Annotated in this window: 16 protein-coding genes; 6 read left to right on the top strand and 10 right to left on the bottom strand. The window is 61.1% G+C overall.

All coding sequences use genetic code 11. The annotated features are described in order from the left end of the window. Nucleotides 1-125: 125 nt before the first annotated feature. From hisG to HPDFL43_RS05240, 4 genes are all read right to left on the bottom strand, one after another. Nucleotides 126-842: an ATP phosphoribosyltransferase gene (gene hisG, locus HPDFL43_RS05255; RefSeq protein WP_007196231.1), complete on the bottom strand. Its 717-nt coding sequence runs from the start codon at nucleotides 840-842 to the stop codon at nucleotides 126-128. Further along, a complete protein-coding gene (locus HPDFL43_RS05250; protein ID WP_007196230.1) occupies nucleotides 839-1,984 on the bottom strand; it encodes an ATP phosphoribosyltransferase regulatory subunit in 1,146 nt (381 codons plus the stop codon). Before HPDFL43_RS05250 ends, hisG begins: the two co-directional genes overlap by 4 nt. 198 nt (nucleotides 1,985-2,182) lie before the next feature. After that, complete coding sequence (gene hisS / locus HPDFL43_RS05245) at nucleotides 2,183-3,736, bottom strand: histidine--tRNA ligase (protein ID WP_007196229.1); 1,554 nt, start codon at nucleotides 3,734-3,736, stop codon at nucleotides 2,183-2,185. A 123-nt stretch (nucleotides 3,737-3,859) separates the two neighbouring features. Continuing rightward, nucleotides 3,860-4,303, bottom strand: a complete 444-nt coding sequence (locus tag HPDFL43_RS05240; RefSeq protein ID WP_007196228.1) for a BA14K family protein — start codon at nucleotides 4,301-4,303, stop codon at nucleotides 3,860-3,862. A gap of 140 nt (nucleotides 4,304-4,443) precedes the next feature. Here HPDFL43_RS05240 and HPDFL43_RS05235 point away from each other — a divergent pair, with 140 nt between their 5' ends. Continuing rightward, a complete protein-coding gene (locus HPDFL43_RS05235) occupies nucleotides 4,444-5,370 on the top strand; it encodes a DMT family transporter (RefSeq protein WP_245271100.1) in 927 nt (308 codons plus the stop codon). A 2-nt stretch (nucleotides 5,371-5,372) separates the two neighbouring features. Here HPDFL43_RS05235 and HPDFL43_RS05230 read toward each other — a convergent pair whose 3' ends face one another. Together HPDFL43_RS05230 and HPDFL43_RS05225 are read right to left on the bottom strand one after the other, a co-directional pair. After that, complete coding sequence (locus HPDFL43_RS05230; protein WP_007196226.1) at nucleotides 5,373-5,726, bottom strand: DUF1801 domain-containing protein; 354 nt, start codon at nucleotides 5,724-5,726, stop codon at nucleotides 5,373-5,375. Next, on the bottom strand, nucleotides 5,723-6,367 hold the full coding sequence (locus HPDFL43_RS05225) for a DNA-3-methyladenine glycosylase I (protein WP_007196225.1): 645 nt from the start codon (nucleotides 6,365-6,367) through the stop codon (nucleotides 5,723-5,725). The genes HPDFL43_RS05230 and HPDFL43_RS05225 overlap by 4 nt, the downstream gene beginning before the upstream one ends. A gap of 263 nt (nucleotides 6,368-6,630) precedes the next feature. Here HPDFL43_RS05225 and HPDFL43_RS05220 point away from each other — a divergent pair, with 263 nt between their 5' ends. After that, on the top strand, nucleotides 6,631-7,401 hold the full coding sequence (locus HPDFL43_RS05220; RefSeq protein ID WP_007196224.1) for a L,D-transpeptidase: 771 nt from the start codon (nucleotides 6,631-6,633) through the stop codon (nucleotides 7,399-7,401). A 179-nt stretch (nucleotides 7,402-7,580) separates the two neighbouring features. Then, nucleotides 7,581-8,231 (top strand): L,D-transpeptidase, encoded by a 651-nt coding sequence (locus tag HPDFL43_RS05215; RefSeq protein WP_040449082.1) that lies wholly within the window; start codon nucleotides 7,581-7,583, stop codon nucleotides 8,229-8,231. Between the two features lie 111 nt (nucleotides 8,232-8,342). Here the strand turns inward: HPDFL43_RS05215 and glcF are convergent, their stop codons facing one another. The 4 genes from glcF to HPDFL43_RS05195 form a co-directional block, all read right to left on the bottom strand. Continuing rightward, on the bottom strand, nucleotides 8,343-9,683 hold the full coding sequence (gene glcF, locus HPDFL43_RS05210; RefSeq protein WP_007196222.1) for a glycolate oxidase subunit GlcF: 1,341 nt from the start codon (nucleotides 9,681-9,683) through the stop codon (nucleotides 8,343-8,345). A gap of 89 nt (nucleotides 9,684-9,772) precedes the next feature. After that, nucleotides 9,773-10,150: a DUF4870 family protein gene (locus tag HPDFL43_RS05205; protein WP_007196221.1), complete on the bottom strand. Its 378-nt coding sequence runs from the start codon at nucleotides 10,148-10,150 to the stop codon at nucleotides 9,773-9,775. Between the two features lie 38 nt (nucleotides 10,151-10,188). Continuing rightward, a complete protein-coding gene (glcE, locus tag HPDFL43_RS05200) occupies nucleotides 10,189-11,418 on the bottom strand; it encodes a glycolate oxidase subunit GlcE (RefSeq protein WP_007196220.1) in 1,230 nt (409 codons plus the stop codon). Next, on the bottom strand, nucleotides 11,415-12,908 hold the full coding sequence (locus tag HPDFL43_RS05195) for an FAD-binding oxidoreductase (protein WP_007196219.1): 1,494 nt from the start codon (nucleotides 12,906-12,908) through the stop codon (nucleotides 11,415-11,417). Before HPDFL43_RS05195 ends, glcE begins: the two co-directional genes overlap by 4 nt. A 251-nt stretch (nucleotides 12,909-13,159) precedes the next feature. Between HPDFL43_RS05195 and HPDFL43_RS05190 the strand changes: the two genes are divergently transcribed. The 3 genes from HPDFL43_RS05190 (at nucleotide 13,160) to HPDFL43_RS05180 (ending at nucleotide 15,938) form a co-directional block, all read left to right on the top strand. Then, nucleotides 13,160-14,176, top strand: coding sequence for a LysR family transcriptional regulator (locus tag HPDFL43_RS05190; protein ID WP_007196218.1), 1,017 nt, complete (start codon nucleotides 13,160-13,162; stop codon nucleotides 14,174-14,176). 152 nt (nucleotides 14,177-14,328) lie between these two features. Beyond that, nucleotides 14,329-15,156: an FCD domain-containing protein gene (locus HPDFL43_RS05185; RefSeq protein WP_007196217.1), complete on the top strand. Its 828-nt coding sequence runs from the start codon at nucleotides 14,329-14,331 to the stop codon at nucleotides 15,154-15,156. Then, complete coding sequence (locus HPDFL43_RS05180; protein ID WP_007196216.1) at nucleotides 15,156-15,938, top strand: (Fe-S)-binding protein; 783 nt, start codon at nucleotides 15,156-15,158, stop codon at nucleotides 15,936-15,938. Before HPDFL43_RS05185 ends, HPDFL43_RS05180 begins: the two co-directional genes overlap by 1 nt. Nucleotides 15,939-15,954 lie beyond the last annotated feature (16 nt).

Raw genomic sequence — 15,954 nt, 5'->3', positions numbered from 1 at the left:
TGACATCCTGTGACGGCTACGGACCCTGTGGTTCCCGATCCCCCAGTGTCCAGGCCGCCTCCACAAGAGGCGGCCTTTTTTTTGGGGTTTCGGGCGCTGCCGCCAAAACATTTGGCGGAGAATACTTACGCCGGAGCGGCAGCGCGCAGGGCGGAGATCAGCTTCGAGATTCGCGGATCCTGATCATGGCCGGGCTTTCTCGCCCGCACCAGGCAGGCTTCAGACTTCAGGATCACGCCGTCTGAAAGAACCCGCAAATGATTGGCGTTCAACGTCGACCCGGTGGTGGTGATGTCGACAATGATGTCGGCAGCGCCTGAGGCCGGCGCGCCTTCGGTGGCGCCAAGGCTCTCGACAATCCGGTAGAGCTGAATGCCGTGGCGGGTCGAAAAGAAGCTCTGTGTCAGACGCCAGTATTTGGTGGCAATCGCCAGACGGCGACCATGGCGGGCGCGGAAATCCGCAGCCACATCGCCAAGATCCGCCATGGTGTCGACGTCTTTCCAGATATCGGGAACTGCCACGACAACATCTGCATTGCCGAAGCCGAGCCGGACTGCGACCTCCACCCGCTCGTCGGCGCGGGGCAGGCTTTCGCGCACCAGATCCTCGCCGGTGACACCGAGATCAACCGCCCCTGCCCCCAGTTCCCGGGCAATCTCCGAAGCCGAGAGGAACGCCACCTCGACTCCGTCAATGCCCTCGAGGCGGCCGCGATAGCTGCGGTCATTGCCGATCGCGGTGACCGTCAACCCGGCGCGGGCAAAGACTGCAATCGCGTCGTCCTTCATCCGGCCCTTGGATGGCAGCGCGATGGTCAGTGTTTCCGGCGCCACCGTCATGATCCTGCCCTCACGGTTTCAATCCGGTCGAGCCAGAGCGAAAAGCCAACGGCCGGGATCGGGGCCTGCGCACCGAGCAGCGCCATCAGCCGGTCGTAGCGGCCGCCACCGGCAAGAACCAGATTGGCCCCGCCCGCTGCGATCTCGAAAACCAGACCGGTGTAGTAATCCAGAGGACGGCCAAAGGCTGCGCGCCAATGGATGCTGGAAAGGTCCTCGCCGCGCTCCGACAGGGCATCGAGTCGGGCTTCGAAACTGGTCTGGGCAGACCGGATGTCGAGCCCGGCGCTGCTGGCGAACGCCGCGAGTGTTTCTGCCGCGCGGTCGAGCGGAACATCCAGCGCAAGAAACGTCTTGAGCGCATCAAGTGCATCTGGCGACAGCCGGGTGGAGGCAAGCGCCTGCTTGTCCATCAGTCGGGCGGTGATCTCGGCAGGCGAGCGGCTGGCGTGGGTCGAATAGCCGGTGGCTTCCATCACGCTTTCGATATGCTTCTCGAGCCCGGATGCGTCGCCGGCGGCGAGGAACCCCGCGACCGTGTCATCGAGAGCTGCCGATTCATCGGGACTTGCGAGCCGGGCGATCATGGCGTTGAGCGCCTGTTCGTTGCCGAAGGCATGGATCAACCGCTTCTGCCAACCGGCCGGCAGCCCAAGACCCGCAACCACAGCCTCGAACACCGACTGATCGCCGATCGTGACCGTAAGTGCATTCCCGGGCGCAAAACTGGAGACCAACGTGCGGGCGTCGGAGACCGCGCGCGCATCGGCACGTGCCTCATCGGGTTCGCCCAGATCCTCGACGCCTGCCTGGAAGAACTCGTTGGCGCCGTCGCGGCGCTGGCGGAACACCTTGCCGAGATAGGAATAGCGGCGCGGCGTGCCGACACTCTCGGCGATATGGGCGCGGCAGACCGGAATGGTGAATTCGGGCCTCAGGCAGAGGCTTTCGCCGGTTTCGCTTTCGGTCAAGAAGATACGGCGGCGCAGATCCTCGCCAGCCATGTCGAGAAACGGCTCGGCCGGCTGGATCACCGGGATGTCGACACGGCCAGCCTCAAGCGCGTCAAGCGCAAGCGCTAGCTCATCGGCAAATGTGGGAAGTCCGGCCTGGGTCACAAAAAAGGCCCCTCCCCAACACATCCTGAAGAAGACCCCTCCCCAACCCCTCCCCACAAGGGGGAGGGGCTAGTCCGTCGTAACTCCACGCCGAGAAAGCCAGCAGCCATCGAACGAAGCTTGAGGGCTAAACTTGAAGGACGAGCTGGGTTAAGCCCCTCCCCCTTGTGGGGAGGGGTTGGGGAGGGGTCTTTCTTTTGAAATGGATAAATGGCTTCCACGTCAGATTTCCTGACCATCCGAGGCCTGTTCGGCGAGCACGCGTTTGACGGTGATGACCAGATCCGCCTCGTCGACAAGGTGCTCTCCGGCCTTGGCCTCGCGCCATTCGGCATTGTCAGTGATGGTCTCGGCGATGCGCTTGCCCTCGATCAGATCCTTGACGATGAGCTTGCCCGCTTCCTTCTCGTTGCCGCCCTGGATGATGGCGATGGGCGAACCGCGGCGGTCGGCGTAGCGCAGCTGCTTGGGGAAGTCCTTGGGATTGCCCTGGAACAGCTCAACCGGGATGGTGGGGCCTGTCGGCTGGCCGTCGCCACCCAGGGGGTTGAGCGCGGTTCTGAGCTCCTGCGCCATCTTCGCGTAATCGCCGATGCGGTCGCGGTCCATTATGGTGACCAGGATCGGGCCCGAGGCTGCCTCGCCCGAGAGCTTGCCGAGATTCTTGAGCGCCGTCATCAGCCGCGAAACGCCGATGGAAAAGCCGGTGGCGGGCACAGGCTGGCCCATGAAGCGCGAGACCAGACCATCGTAACGGCCACCGCCGCCGACGGAGCCGAACTGCACGGTCTGGCCCTTTTCGTTGGTGACGTCGAAGAGGAGTTCGGCCTCGAAGACCGGACCGGTGTAATATTCGAGACCGCGGACGACGGAGGGGTCGATCTTGATGCGGTCCGGACCGTAGCCTGAAGCAACCACAATCTCTTCAATGGTATTCAGCTCCCCGAGGCCGGTGCTAATGGACGCATTCGCCCAACCGCCACCTTGAGCTATCACCGCGAGCGGATCGCGGAGACATAAGATCACGTTGTTGATTGTTTCATGATCCAGCCCAGCCCCCGGCGTGAAATCACCCTCACCTTCCTTGCCGCCATCCCAGCGCCCCGGACCGAGCAGCAGCTTGACCCCCTCGATGCCAAACTTGTCGCGCTTGTCGATGGCGCGCAGCACGGTGAGGCGCTTACCTGCATTGTCTTCGCCGCCAAGGCCGATGGCTTCCATCACGCCGTCGAGCACCTTGCGGTTGTTGACCCGGATCACATAGTCGCCGCGCGCGATGCCGAGCGCTTCCATGGTGTCGGCCATCATCATGCACATTTCGGCGTCGGCCTGGACGCCCGGCGCGCCTACGATGTCGGCGTCGAACTGCATGAACTGGCGGAAACGGCCGGGGCCGGGCTTCTCGTTGCGGAACACCCAGCCGGCACGATAGGTGCGGTAGGGCAGCTGGATGTCGTTGAAGTTTTCCGCAACGTGGCGGGCCAGCGGTGCTGTCAAATCATAGCGCAGCGAGAGCCACTGCTCGTCATCGTCCTGAAACGAGAACACGCCTTCATTGGGACGGTCCTGATCCGGCAGGAATTTGCCCAGCGCATCGGTGTATTCGACAAAGGGCGTTTCCACCGGCTCGAAGCCGAAGCGCTCATAGACGGTTCTGATCTTCGCCATCATCTGATCTGTGGCTCGGATGTCTCCGGGCGAGCGATCCGGAAAACCGCGCGCCAGGCGGGCCTTGAGCTTCTGAGGCTTCTTTTGCTTCTGCTTCTTGTCGGACATGAAAAAGGGCCTGGGAAAAGAGAACTGCGTTGTCGCGCTTCTCCTAACCGACAGGCCCTTTGGCTGCAAGGCTTGAGCAGGGCAGATGCGCCCTGTCTCAGGCCGGGTTTCGTTCCTGGATGGTCAGAAGTAGCGCGAACGGCACTGTTTGCGCGGGCCGTGATAGGGCTGGAACGTGTTGTCATAGGCCCGGTAGGACCGGTAGCGGTCGTAGCAGTAGCGCACATGCCGCGGGTGGGTGTAGCCGGGCCGGACGCCATAACCACCGCCATGGGACTGGCTGCCGATGATCACGCCCAGCGCAAAGGCTGCAGGCGGAAACCAATAGCCGTTGTAGTGACGATATCCGTATCGGTGGTGCCGGTAGCCCCGATGACCATTGTAGTAGTGGCGCTTGTGATGACGGTAGAACCCGCCGCGCCGCTTGTAATGGACATCGACCACATCGGCGGATGCGAGCGCGGCCGGGACCTGCTTGAGCGGCATCACCGGCAAGGCCTGAGCCGGGGCCAGCGCAGCCAGGCAAAAAGATGCGGATACCAGTATTTTCGTGGCGAGTTTCAACATGATCAGTTCCTCGAAATGAAAGTGTTGTCGCCCCTCCGGGACAAAGTGTAGACCCGCAGCCGGTTTCCGGCAACGTCCGGCGTGCCACGCAGGACATCAAATCCGGCGATGCAACTCGACAAGGGCTGCGGGAGCGGTGATTGTTGACCAACTCCGGCGGCCCGATTCCACCGTCATCTCCGTTCGAAAGCCCTTCCTTGCGCCTCATTCTCCTCACGGCCCTGACGATGACCGCCTTTGCGGCCAATTCCGTGCTCGGGCGGATGGCAATCGGATCGGGCGAGACACCGCTGATCGATCCAGCAACTTATTCTGCGGTGCGGCTGATCGCAGGTGCCGTGGCGCTGGCGCTCATTGTCTGGTTCAGCATGGCGCGGCGCGGCCAGTCCGAGCTGGCGCGTTCCGGATCCTGGAGCTCGGCATTTGCGCTGTTTGTCTACGCAGCAGCGTTTTCCTACGCCTATGTGGCGCTTGATACAGGCGTGGGTGCGCTCATTCTGTTTGCCTGCGTCCAGGCCACCATGATCGGCTGGAGCCTGAAGGAAGGCGACCGGCCCTCGCCGCTCGAATGGCTTGGATTGCTCACCGCCTTTGGTGCCTTCATCTGGCTGGTCTCGCCCGGGCTTGCGGCGCCCGATCCGCTGGCGGCCGCTGCCATGGCCGTTTCCGGGATCGCCTGGGGCGCCTATTCGCTCAGAGGCCGGGGCTTGCCGGATCCGCTCAAGGCCACGGCGGACAATTTTCTGCGTTCGGTAGTCTTTCTTGCCCCGCTTGGGGTGCTGGTCGCCATCGCAGGATTGCCGGTTCATGCAACGGGCAGCGGGCTGGTTCTGGCAGTCCTTTCAGGCGCTGTCACATCCGGCATCGGTTACGCGTTGTGGTACCGGGTTCTCAAGCAGATCGGCGGCACGCAGGGCGCAATCGTGCAATTGACTGTGCCGGTGATCGCGGCCTTCGGTGGAACATTGTTTCTCGCCGAAGCTTGGACATTGCGGCTGGCAGTTTCATCGGTGCTGATCTTGGGCGGGGTGGCGCTGGCGATCCTCGCCAAGCAGAGACGCGGCTGATTTCAGGCCGGTCTTTGCCGCTTGCGCAATTTGTAGGTCAGCGCCAGCGCGATGCAGTGCTCAAGCCCGGCCTGGTCAGTCTCAAAGCCCTCCGAGAGTACAATGGCCCGGTTGCCCTCGAAGACAAGCCCATCGGGATAGAGCCCGCGGAACTCCTCGACCAGATTGGTGTGGCAGATGAACATCAGCGCCACATCGCCATTGTCGCGCGGCGCGATCCGCACCGAGCTTCCGACATTGCGTTTCGCCGGAGTGAAGCTCTGTTCGCCCCATTTGAGGCTCTCTTCAAGCGGACCGATCTCCGGTGTGCGTTCGGCGACGCTCAGGATCAGCGTCTTGAGATCCTCCGGACTCATGCCACCCCGCCCGGCCGCTTGAGAGCGGCGCGAAGGGCCTCGACCTCGGCACGGCAGCAACAGCCTTCAATATGATCATTGACCAGCCCCATCGCCTGCATGAAGGCATAGACGGTGGTCGGGCCGACGAAGCTCCAGCCGCGCTTTTTCAGATCCTTGGAAATCCGGGTCGAGACCTCGGTCGTGGGATTGGCCCGCAGGATGGCATAGTCCACTGTTGGCGGCCGCTGATCAGGCCCCGGTTCGTGGCTCCAGAAATAGGCGGCGAGCGAGCCGAACTCCTCGGCCATTTCGATGGCGCGCTTGGCGTTGTTGATGGTCGAGACAATCTTGCCGCGGTGCCGGATGATCCCGGCGTCGCTCACCAGGCGTTCTACGTCCTGATCATCAAAGCAGGCGACCTTGTGGAAATCAAAGCCGGCAAACGCCGCGCGGAAATTCTCGCGCTTGCGCAGAATGGTGAGCCAGGACAGGCCTGACTGAAACCCTTCCAGGCAGATCTTCTCAAACAGCCGTGTGTCATCGGCAACCGGACGGCCCCATTCGTGATCGTGATAGTCGAGATAATCAGGCAGATTGCCAGGCCAGAAACAGCGCGTGCGGCCATCCTCGCCGATGATCAGGCCGTTCTCGTGCGCCATGGATTTGCTCCCTCATTCCCCCGATTCGACATGGTTAACCGGGAATCGCGGGCAATTAAGCGGACGTTCACCGCGTTTGGCAAGCAGGCGATAACCCTAAGAGAAGCTTTCCCGCAAAGCGCGCATTTAATCGGTCGTGATTCACCAATTGATTCCACTGCTGCCCCAGCATGATCGCGAAACCAGAGCCTTCCTGTGGTCATCTTCATGATCAGCAGGTTGGTGTCTGGCCCAATTGTGACGAAACGTAAGGGGTCCGTCCGATGAAGAGAATTCTGCCTGTGCTTGTCTCCAGTGCGGCTTTGAGCCTTGCTGCTTTCACCGCTCCCGCAACTGCCAACGACCGTTACGGCCAACGCCCGCCGGTAGTGCTGAGCCCGGATCTCTCAGCCCCATGGGTGATGCAGCTTGGTGGCCAGGCCGCGCCACGCGGTGGGGTTGTTTACCGGACCAAACCGCAGCAGCCGCGCACGGTGGTCCGCCAGCAGCGCTCGCTGTCCGAACAGCCACGGCGGGCAACGCAGGTCGCAGCAGCAGCCGCTCCGCGGGTCAAACCAAAACCGGCCCGTCAGCTTGCCCCCCAGTTTCTGCCGCAAACGGTTGCCTACAATGGCGGCGAAAAGCCCGGCACCATCATTATCAACACCCATGAACGGTTCCTGTACCACGTCATGGGCAACGGCCAGGCGCGGCGCTACGGCGTCGGCGTGGGCAAGCAAGGCCACGCCTGGAGCGGCACCGAGCGGATCACCCGCAAGGCGGAGTGGCCGGATTGGCGACCACCGGCTTCAATGATCAAGCGTGTTCGCGAGCAGGAAGGCCGGATCCTGCCGGCCCATATGAAAGGCGGCCCGGACAATCCGCTGGGCGCACGCGCACTTTATCTCGGCTCGACACTTTACCGCATTCACGGCACCAATCAGCCCTGGACAATTGGCCAAGCGGTCTCTTCGGGCTGCATCCGGATGCGCAACGAGGATGTCACCGAACTTTATGAGCGCGCCAAAGTTGGCGCCAAGGTGATCGTGATCTAGCTGCGGCGCAGTGCTTTCTCACTACTGCAGACAAACGGCCCGGGAACAAATCCCGGGCCGTTTTTGTTGCATTGATCACAAACACGTTATGACTTTGCTCGCACAAACGGTTGATCCCCTCAAAATCAATGGTACCTTTCGCATCAAGGCCGAACCAGCCAAGAGGGGAAATCAGGGCAATGTCCAATCGCATATCACGACGTTTCATGCTGACTGCGGGTGCAAGCGCAATTCTGCTTGCGCCGCTTGCGGAGCCGGCGTCGGCTCAAACCCAGTCAAAGAAGCCAAAATCCAAATATTGGCGCAAGAAGGTCCGCTTTCAGACCAATGAAAAGCCCGGCACCATCATCGTCGATACCAACACCAAGTATCTCTACTATGTCGAAGGCAACAACCGCGCGACCCGCTATGGCGTCGGCGTGGGCCGTGAAGGCTTCGGGTGGTCCGGCACCGTGAAGGTCGGACGCAAGGCCGAATGGCCAAGCTGGCGCCCACCGGCAACAATGATCGCACGCGAACGCCGCAAGGGCCGGATTCTGCCCGCCTACATGAAGGGTGGACCGAACAATCCGCTCGGTGCCCGGGCGCTCTATCTCTACAGGGGCGGGCGCGACACGATTTTCCGCATCCACGGCACCAACCAGCCCTGGACCATCGGACAGAACATGTCGTCGGGCTGCATCCGGATGATGAACAAGGATGTCGAGCATCTCTACAAGCGTGCCGATGTCGGCTCCAAGGTGATCGTGATCGGCCCCAGCGGCCGGGGCGCCGACAAGCTTTACACTGACCGCGGACAGGACCTTCTTGGCAGCATCTTCGGCGGTTGACCGGAGCCGGAATTTCCGAACCGGACTAAATGAAATTCAAAAGGCGGCGTGTCGACCACGCCGCTTTTTCTGTGTCTGGAGACCTGACTGGTAGGCCTGAATCTGGAGCTTCTATTCGGCAGCTTCGAGCTTTTGGACCTTTGCCGGCGCATCGGGCATTCCGGCGGGTTTCTCGCCGCCATAGACCCAGTCGAGCAGTTCCACGGTGTGGATGATCGGGATATCTGTTCCGCCGGCGATCTGGGTCATGCAACCGATATTGCCTGTGGCGATGAGATCGGGCTTGGTGCGCTCGATGTTCTTGACCTTGCGGTCGCGCAGCGTCCTGGCGATCTCGGGCTGCATGATGTTGTAGGTTCCGGCCGAGCCGCAGCACAGGTGCCCCTCGGGCGGATCCTTGACGGTGAAGCCAGCAGCCTTGAGCAGCGCTTTGGGTTGCACGGTGATCTTCTGGCCATGCTGCATCGAACAGGCGGAATGATAGGCGACAACGAGATCGGCGCCATTGACCGGTTCAGGCATCTCGATGCCGGCGAGATACTCGGTGATGTCCTTGGCAATCGCCGATACATGGGCTGCCTTCCCGGCGTAGTCGGGGTCCTCACGCAGCATGTAGCCATAATCCTTGATGGTGGTGCCGCAGCCCGAGGCGGTGATGATGATGGCATCCAGGCCGCCTGCATCGATCTGGCGGGTCCAGGCATCGACATTCCGACGTGCGGCTTCCATAGCGTCATGCTCGCGACCCATGTGATGGACCAGCGCTCCGCAACAGCCCTCCCCTTCCGGAACAACCACCTCGACACCAATGCGGTTCAAGAGCCTGACCGTGGCTTCGTTGATGCCGGGCTTGAGAACGGGCTGGGCGCACCCCGTCAGGATCGCGACCCGGCCGCGCTTTTCGCCACTCGCAGGGTGGGCGCCCGGCTTGGCGACATCCGATTGTGCGGGAACAAAGGATGGCGCGAGTTCGAGCATCGCCGCCATCGGCTTCATGCCCGGCAAGGCTTTGAACAGAGGGGCAAAGGGCCGGCCCAGCCGCGCCGCATAGAGCGAAGCCCTAAAACGGCCGGGATAGGGCAGCACCATGGCGAGCAGGCCACGGGTGATGCGGTTCATCAGGGGCCGCTTATAGGTCTTTTCGATATGGGCGCGGGCATGATCGACCAGATGCATGTAGTTGACGCCCGAGGGGCATGTGGTCATGCAGGCAAGGCATGAGAGACAGCGGTCGATATGGGTGACCACCTGCTTGTCCGCAGGCCGGTCGTTCTCCAGCATGTCCTTGATCAGATAGATCCGGCCACGTGGACTGTCGAGTTCGTTGCCGAGCGTGACATAGGTCGGGCAGGTGGCAGTGCAGAAACCGCAATGCACGCATTTGCGCAGGATCTTCTCGGATTCGGCAACACCGGAATCCTTGAGCTGCTCGGCGGTGAAATTGGTCTGCATATGGTGCGGTCCTCGGGTCTTGTAACAATGGAGCTTGTCTGAAAAGCCCCGACATGTCCGGCGCTGGCGTTCAGAGGTCGCCGAAAGGTCTAGAGCAGCCAGCTTTGCGGATCGGCGATCGGCTCGTTGCGTCCGAGCTTCTGCAGCCCGACCACGATGCGGACAATGAACCAGATTGCGACCAGAATGATCGTGAACATACCGATGACCAGAAAGAACAGCACGAAGCTGATGAATGAGCCAAGCAGGCCGATCCAGAACGTGCGGATCGCCCAGGTGTAATGGCTCTCGAGCCAGGGGGCCGACTTGCCGCGATTGAGATAGGCCAGCACGATGCCGACAAGACCGGTGATGCCGATCACGAAGCTCGCAAGATAGAGAATGTAGATAACCTGAAGATTGGTCTTGCCCGGCTCCAGCCAGCGGTCGGTCTGGCGTGGTTCAGGTGCCTGATCCTGATTGGTCATGTTGAACTCCTGAAGTTGATCTCGAGACTTCAAATCTATCACACCGCCGAAGACATCCGTCCGGGATTGAGAATGGCACGGGGATCAAACTGCTCCTTAATCCGCTTGGTGAGAGCTTCGAGTGCCGCAGGTTGCGGCTCGAACACCGGAACGGCAGCGCGCGTCGCGGCATCGGCGCGCACCAGCGTGGCATGACCACCGCCCAACGCCTTGATGTATTTGCGAACCAGATCGGCCTCCGGGTCGGCTTCCATCTGAAGCCAGACGAGACCTCCCTGCCAGTCAAAAAAGGCATCGACGCCGGTCTTGAGCCGCAACGCGGCAACAAGTTGATGACCGGCGGAGGGAGCGACCGAGACGCGCCATACCGGTTTGACGCTAACGCCAGCACTGGCACCGGCAAAGGGTTTGACATCGCGAATGTCGCGCCACACCGAGGTTGTCGCGTCAGCATCCAGCACCGAGACTTCGCCGCGGCGGTGCATTTCTTCGACCAACCGCTCCCTGCGCACCGCGACAGACGGCTCAAGGCCCTCGAGCCGCAGAACCGTTGCAGGACCGCCCTTCAGAGCACCATCAGCGATCTTGTGGACAACGCTTTCGGGCAGATGCGCGGCACCTGAAACCTCGACAGACATTCCCATCGCAGCCGCCATGGCTTCTGCGGCTTGTGCATCATTGAGTCCTTTGACCACAATGGTGGCCATGGTCTCGGGTCGCGGCAAAACCTTGAAGATGACCTCGCAGAGCACTCCCAGCGTGCCCCAGGAGCCGGCCATCAGCTTGACCAGATCGAGACCGGTGACGTTCTTCATCACCCGGCCGCCGCTCTTGATGATTTCGCCTGAGCCATTGACGAAGCGAACACCCAATAGGCTGTCGCGCGCGGCCCCAGCGGAAATTCGCCGAGGGCCCGAGATGTTGCCCGCGAAAACGCCGCCGATGGTGGGGACACCGCTGGCGCCCAGAAGCGGACGGTGGTCCATCGGCTCGAAGGTCAGCATCTGCTTGTTGAGCGCAAGGGCTGCTTCAATCTCCTCAAGCGGGGTCCCGGCGCGCGCGGCCATCACCAGTTCGGACGGATCGTAATTGGTGATGCCGGAGAGCTTTTCCACTGACAGCGCCGAAGCGACCTGCAATGGCCTGCCATAGCCGCGCTTCGTGCCACCACCGCGGATCTCGATCGGCCTGCGGTTAGCGCACGCCTCGGATACGATGCGGGCGACCTCATCGTCTGTTTCGGGATACTGGATTCCTGGCTCGCTCATGCTGCTGTCTTTCCCGGGGCTGCAGCCGCGTCTGGAACGGGATCGCCGGGCTGGCTGCCATTGCGGCGCTCGAGCGGAAACACTTTGGAAGGGTTGAGGATCCACTGAGGATCAAAGGCGGCGCGGACCCGCATCTGCTGCGCCAGATCGGCGTCGGTGTACTGGTGACGCATCAGGTCACGCTTTTCGATGCCAACGCCATGCTCTCCAGTCAGGCAGCCGCCGGCATCGACGCAGAGCTTGAGAATGTCGTTGCCGGCCATTTCCGCCTTCATGCTCTCCTCCGGATCATTGGCATCGAACAGGATGAGCGGATGCATGTTGCCGTCGCCGGCATGAAACACATTGGCGACGCGCAGGCCGTAGTGATCGATGATCTCGGAGGTCTTTTCCAGAACATGGGACAATTGTCCGAGCGGCACGGTGCCATCCATGCAGATGTAGTCGGCAATGCGGCCGGTGGCGCCAAAGGCCGACTTGCGGCCTTTCCAGATCAACGCGGCTTCGGTGGCGGACTGGCTTTCCTTGATCGTCTTGACAGCGTGCTTGCGGGCAATCTCGATGATCCGCGCGAGCATCGCATCCATCTCGGCGTCGGAGCCTTCAACCTCGACAATCAGCAGCGCCTCGACGTCCATCGGGTATCCCGCCTGGGCGAAGGCTTCGCAGATCTCGATGGCGGGCTTGTCCATGAATTCGATCGCCACCGGAATAATGCCAGAGCCGATGATCTCGGTGACACAGGCGCCAGCGGCAACAGAGCTTTCGAATCCGAACAGCACCGGGCGCGCGCCCTCGGGCTTTGCAAGCAGGCGCACCGTGGCTTCGGTGACGATGCCCAGCTGCCCTTCAGAGCCACAGATCAGGCCGAGCAGATCGTAACCCGCAGAATCGAGCGCCTTGCCGCCGATTTCAACAATCGAGCCGTCGAACATGACCATCTTGACGCCCAAGAGATTGTTGGTGGTCACACCGTATTTGAGGCAGTGGGCGCCGCCGGAATTCATGCCGATGTTGCCGCCGATGGTGCAGGCCAATTGCGAGCTGGGATCAGGCGCATAGAAAAATCCGTCAGCATCCACCGACTGGCTGATCGAGATGTTGGTCACTCCGGCCTGTACCACTGCAGTCCGGTTGGGATAATCGACCTCGACAATCTGGTTCATTTTCGAAACGCCGATCACCACGGCGTCTTCCTGCGGGATCGCACCGCCCGACAGCGATGTGCCGGCTCCGCGCGGAATCACCGGGATGGCATTGTCGTTGCAGTATTTCATCACCGCAGCCACCTGCGCGGTGGTTTCGGGAAGCACCACTGCAAGCGGCATGCGCCTGTAGGATACGAAAGCATCCGTATCAAAGGGAACAAGCTCGCGCTCTTCGGTGATCAGGCAGCCTTCGGGCAGCAATTCGGCCAGATCCGCAATGATCGTCGGCCGGCGGTCAATCACTGAGCGGCTGGGTTCCAGAAAGGCAATCAGGTCTGTCATGCTATCCTCCCTTGCGCTCAACTGCAGGCTGATCCTGGCCCGACATGAACGACTGGTATTTTTTATTTACCACTTTATCCACACGGCGGCAATGCGAAATCGGATTGGACACAACCATGAACGCAGCCTTTGGCCCTGACAAACCGAACAGGGTCCGCTGAACAGACCTCGCTGATGATCCAAACCGGTCAAACCTGCGTAGACCTTTAGGGATGAGCATAGATCGACTTGCAAACGGGAGATGAGCGAGAATGAACAATCTGGGAGATCTCGAGATCTTCGCACGTGTGGTGTCTGCCGGCTCGATGTCGGCGGCCGGGCGTGAACTGGGCCTTTCGCCGGCCGTGGTCTCCAAAAGGCTCAGGCGTCTGGAGGACCGGCTTGGCACCAGATTGATGCAACGCACCACACGACAAATCTCACTGACCGAAGCAGGACAGGGTTTTTACGAGCGTGTAGTTGCCATTCTTGCCGGCATCGAAGAAGCCGAGGCCTTCGTCTCAAGGCGCTCCGCACTTGCGCGTGGAGTGCTCAAGGTGTCCGCTCCCACCTCGTTCGGCCGCATGCACATCGCGCCGCACATCAATGCTTTCATGCAGGCGAATCCCGATCTCGGCGTCAATCTGACGCTGCATGACGAATTCGTGGATATCGTCGGTGATGGCTATGATCTGGCTATCCGTATCGCTGAATTGAGCGATTCAAGTCTGGTGGCGCGGAAATTGGCACCAGTGCGGCGAATTCTGGTGGCCGCAGCTGATTACATCCGGCGCAACGGCAATCCGGACAGCTTCGAGGATCTCGAGCGCCATGTCTGTCTTTCGCCACACAACAACGACCCGTGGAAGCTTGAAGGGCCCAGCGGATCCATGATCCACCGGCCGACCGGACCGTTGCAGACCAACTCAAGCGAAGTGGTTCGCGAGGCGGTGATCGGCGGTGTGGGAATCGCGCTCAGATCGACTTGGGATATCGGCGCCGAACTCTCCGACGGCCGACTGGTCCAGGTGCTTCCCGCCTATGAAGGATCGCGCAATGTCGCCATTCATGCCGTCTATGCCAGCCGCCGGTTCCTGCCCGCCAAAGTGAGAGTGTTTATTGATTACCTGGCGGATTTGTATGGTCCCGTGCCCTATTGGGATCAGCGGGACAGAGATCCGCGTGCCGGCGCAGCCGTAGCTGCTCCGTCAACCGAAAATCACGCCCCAAAGTCTGGCGCGACCGGGAGTGAGGGCAGCAGCAATCGCCGTGTTGACGCGGCAGAGTAAAAACGGCCAAGCAAGCCGCCAGAAAATTTGCATTCACCTCGTTACCAGTTTTTGCGCCTGGCGCGGAAACTTGACACAAACTGGATAAAATTATTGACCACCTTTCCCGCCGCTTGATACGGTCGCGTCAATTAAAAGGACGGGAAAGGCCTATGCCAACCGACATTTTCGCACGGATAGCGCACAGCCGGACGGCTGATGAAGTGGTTCACCAGATCGAAGTTCTGGTTCTCGAGGGCATTCTGCGGGTTGGCGACAAGCTGCCGGGAGAACGCGAGTTGGCCAAGCAGTTCGATGTTTCGCGACCCATCCTTCGCGAAGCGCTGAAGGTGCTGGAAGGACGTGGCCTGCTCAACACCCAGCATGGCGGCGGCACATTTGTTTCAGACGTTATCGGCCAGGTGTTCACACGCCCGGTGATGGAGCTGATCGCGCGGCACCAGAAAGCAACGCTCGATTACCTCGAATACCGGCGCGAGATGGAAGGCATTACGGCGGAATTCGCCGCACGCCGCGCTACCGAAGCAGACAAGGCGCTGCTGACCCGGATCGTGACGGCGATGAAGGCCGCCCACCAGAAAGACGATTTCGAGGAAGAGGCTGCGATCGACGTGGAGTTCCACAGCGCGATCGGCGAATGCGCACACAACATCATCCTGCTGCACACGCTTCGCTCCTGCTACCGGCTTCTGGCCGAAGGGGTGTTCTACAATCGCGCCATGGTCTACAATCTTCCTGGCGCCCGGGAGAAACTGCTTGAGCAGCATCTGGCAATCTATGATGCCGTTATGAAAGGCAATCCGGAGGCAGGGCGCAGGGCGGCGCAGGCGCATATCGATTTTGTTGCCAAGGCGATGACCGACGCCGAACGGTCCGGCGACTGGGAGCGCGTGTCGCGGCTGCGGCTCCAGCAACGCACTCCGGACCAGACTGGCTCATCCAAATCCGCAAAACACAAACAAACGGAGGCTGCGTCTTAATGTCAGCACTATCGAACGCTGCCGCTCAACCGCGCGTCGGCCTGTTTGCCACATGCCTGGTGGATCTGTTCCGGCCATCGGTCGGCTTTGCCAGCGTCAAGCTGCTGCAGCAGGCTGGATGCGAAGTGCATGTTCCGGTGGCGCAGACCTGTTGCGGCCAGCCCGCCTACAACACGGGCGACCGTGCCGACACCCGCGAGATCGCCGAACAGGTGATCGAAGCCTTCGAGGAATTCGATTTTGTCGTCGCGCCATCGGGGTCGTGCGCCTCGATGCTGAAGAAGCACTATCCCGGCCTGTTCAAGGGCGATACCAAATGGGAGGAGCGCGCCACGCGGTTCTCGCAGAAGTGCCACGAGCTGATTTCTTTTCTCACAGATGTGATGATGGTGCGCGACACAGGCGCCAGGCTTGATGCCGCCATCACCTATCATGATTCCTGCTCGGGCCTGCGCGAGCTCGGAGTTCAGGCACAGCCACGCAAGCTTTTGTCCGGCGTTGAGGGTGTCGAAATCAGGGAGATGGCGGATTCCGACGTCTGCTGCGGTTTTGGCGGGACATTCTGCGTCAAGTATTCCGATATCTCCAACGCCATCGTGACCAAGAAAGTGGGCAATATCGATACGTCAGGCGCCGATATGCTGCTCGCCGGCGATCTCGGCTGCCTGATGAACATGGCCGGCAAGCTCAAGCGCCAGGGGTCGAACGTCGAAGTCCGGCATGTGGCCGAGGTGCTCGCCGGCGTGACCGATCAACCACCAATTGCCGGTTCAGGCAAATAGGCGACGGGAGACACAG

Origin of the sequence: Hoeflea phototrophica DFL-43 (genome assembly GCF_000154705.2) — a bacterium.
Classification (GTDB): Bacteria; Pseudomonadota; Alphaproteobacteria; order Rhizobiales; family Rhizobiaceae; genus Hoeflea; species Hoeflea phototrophica.
Note: the sequence above shows the minus strand (reverse complement) of the source record. Positions and strands in the feature narration are given on the sequence as shown.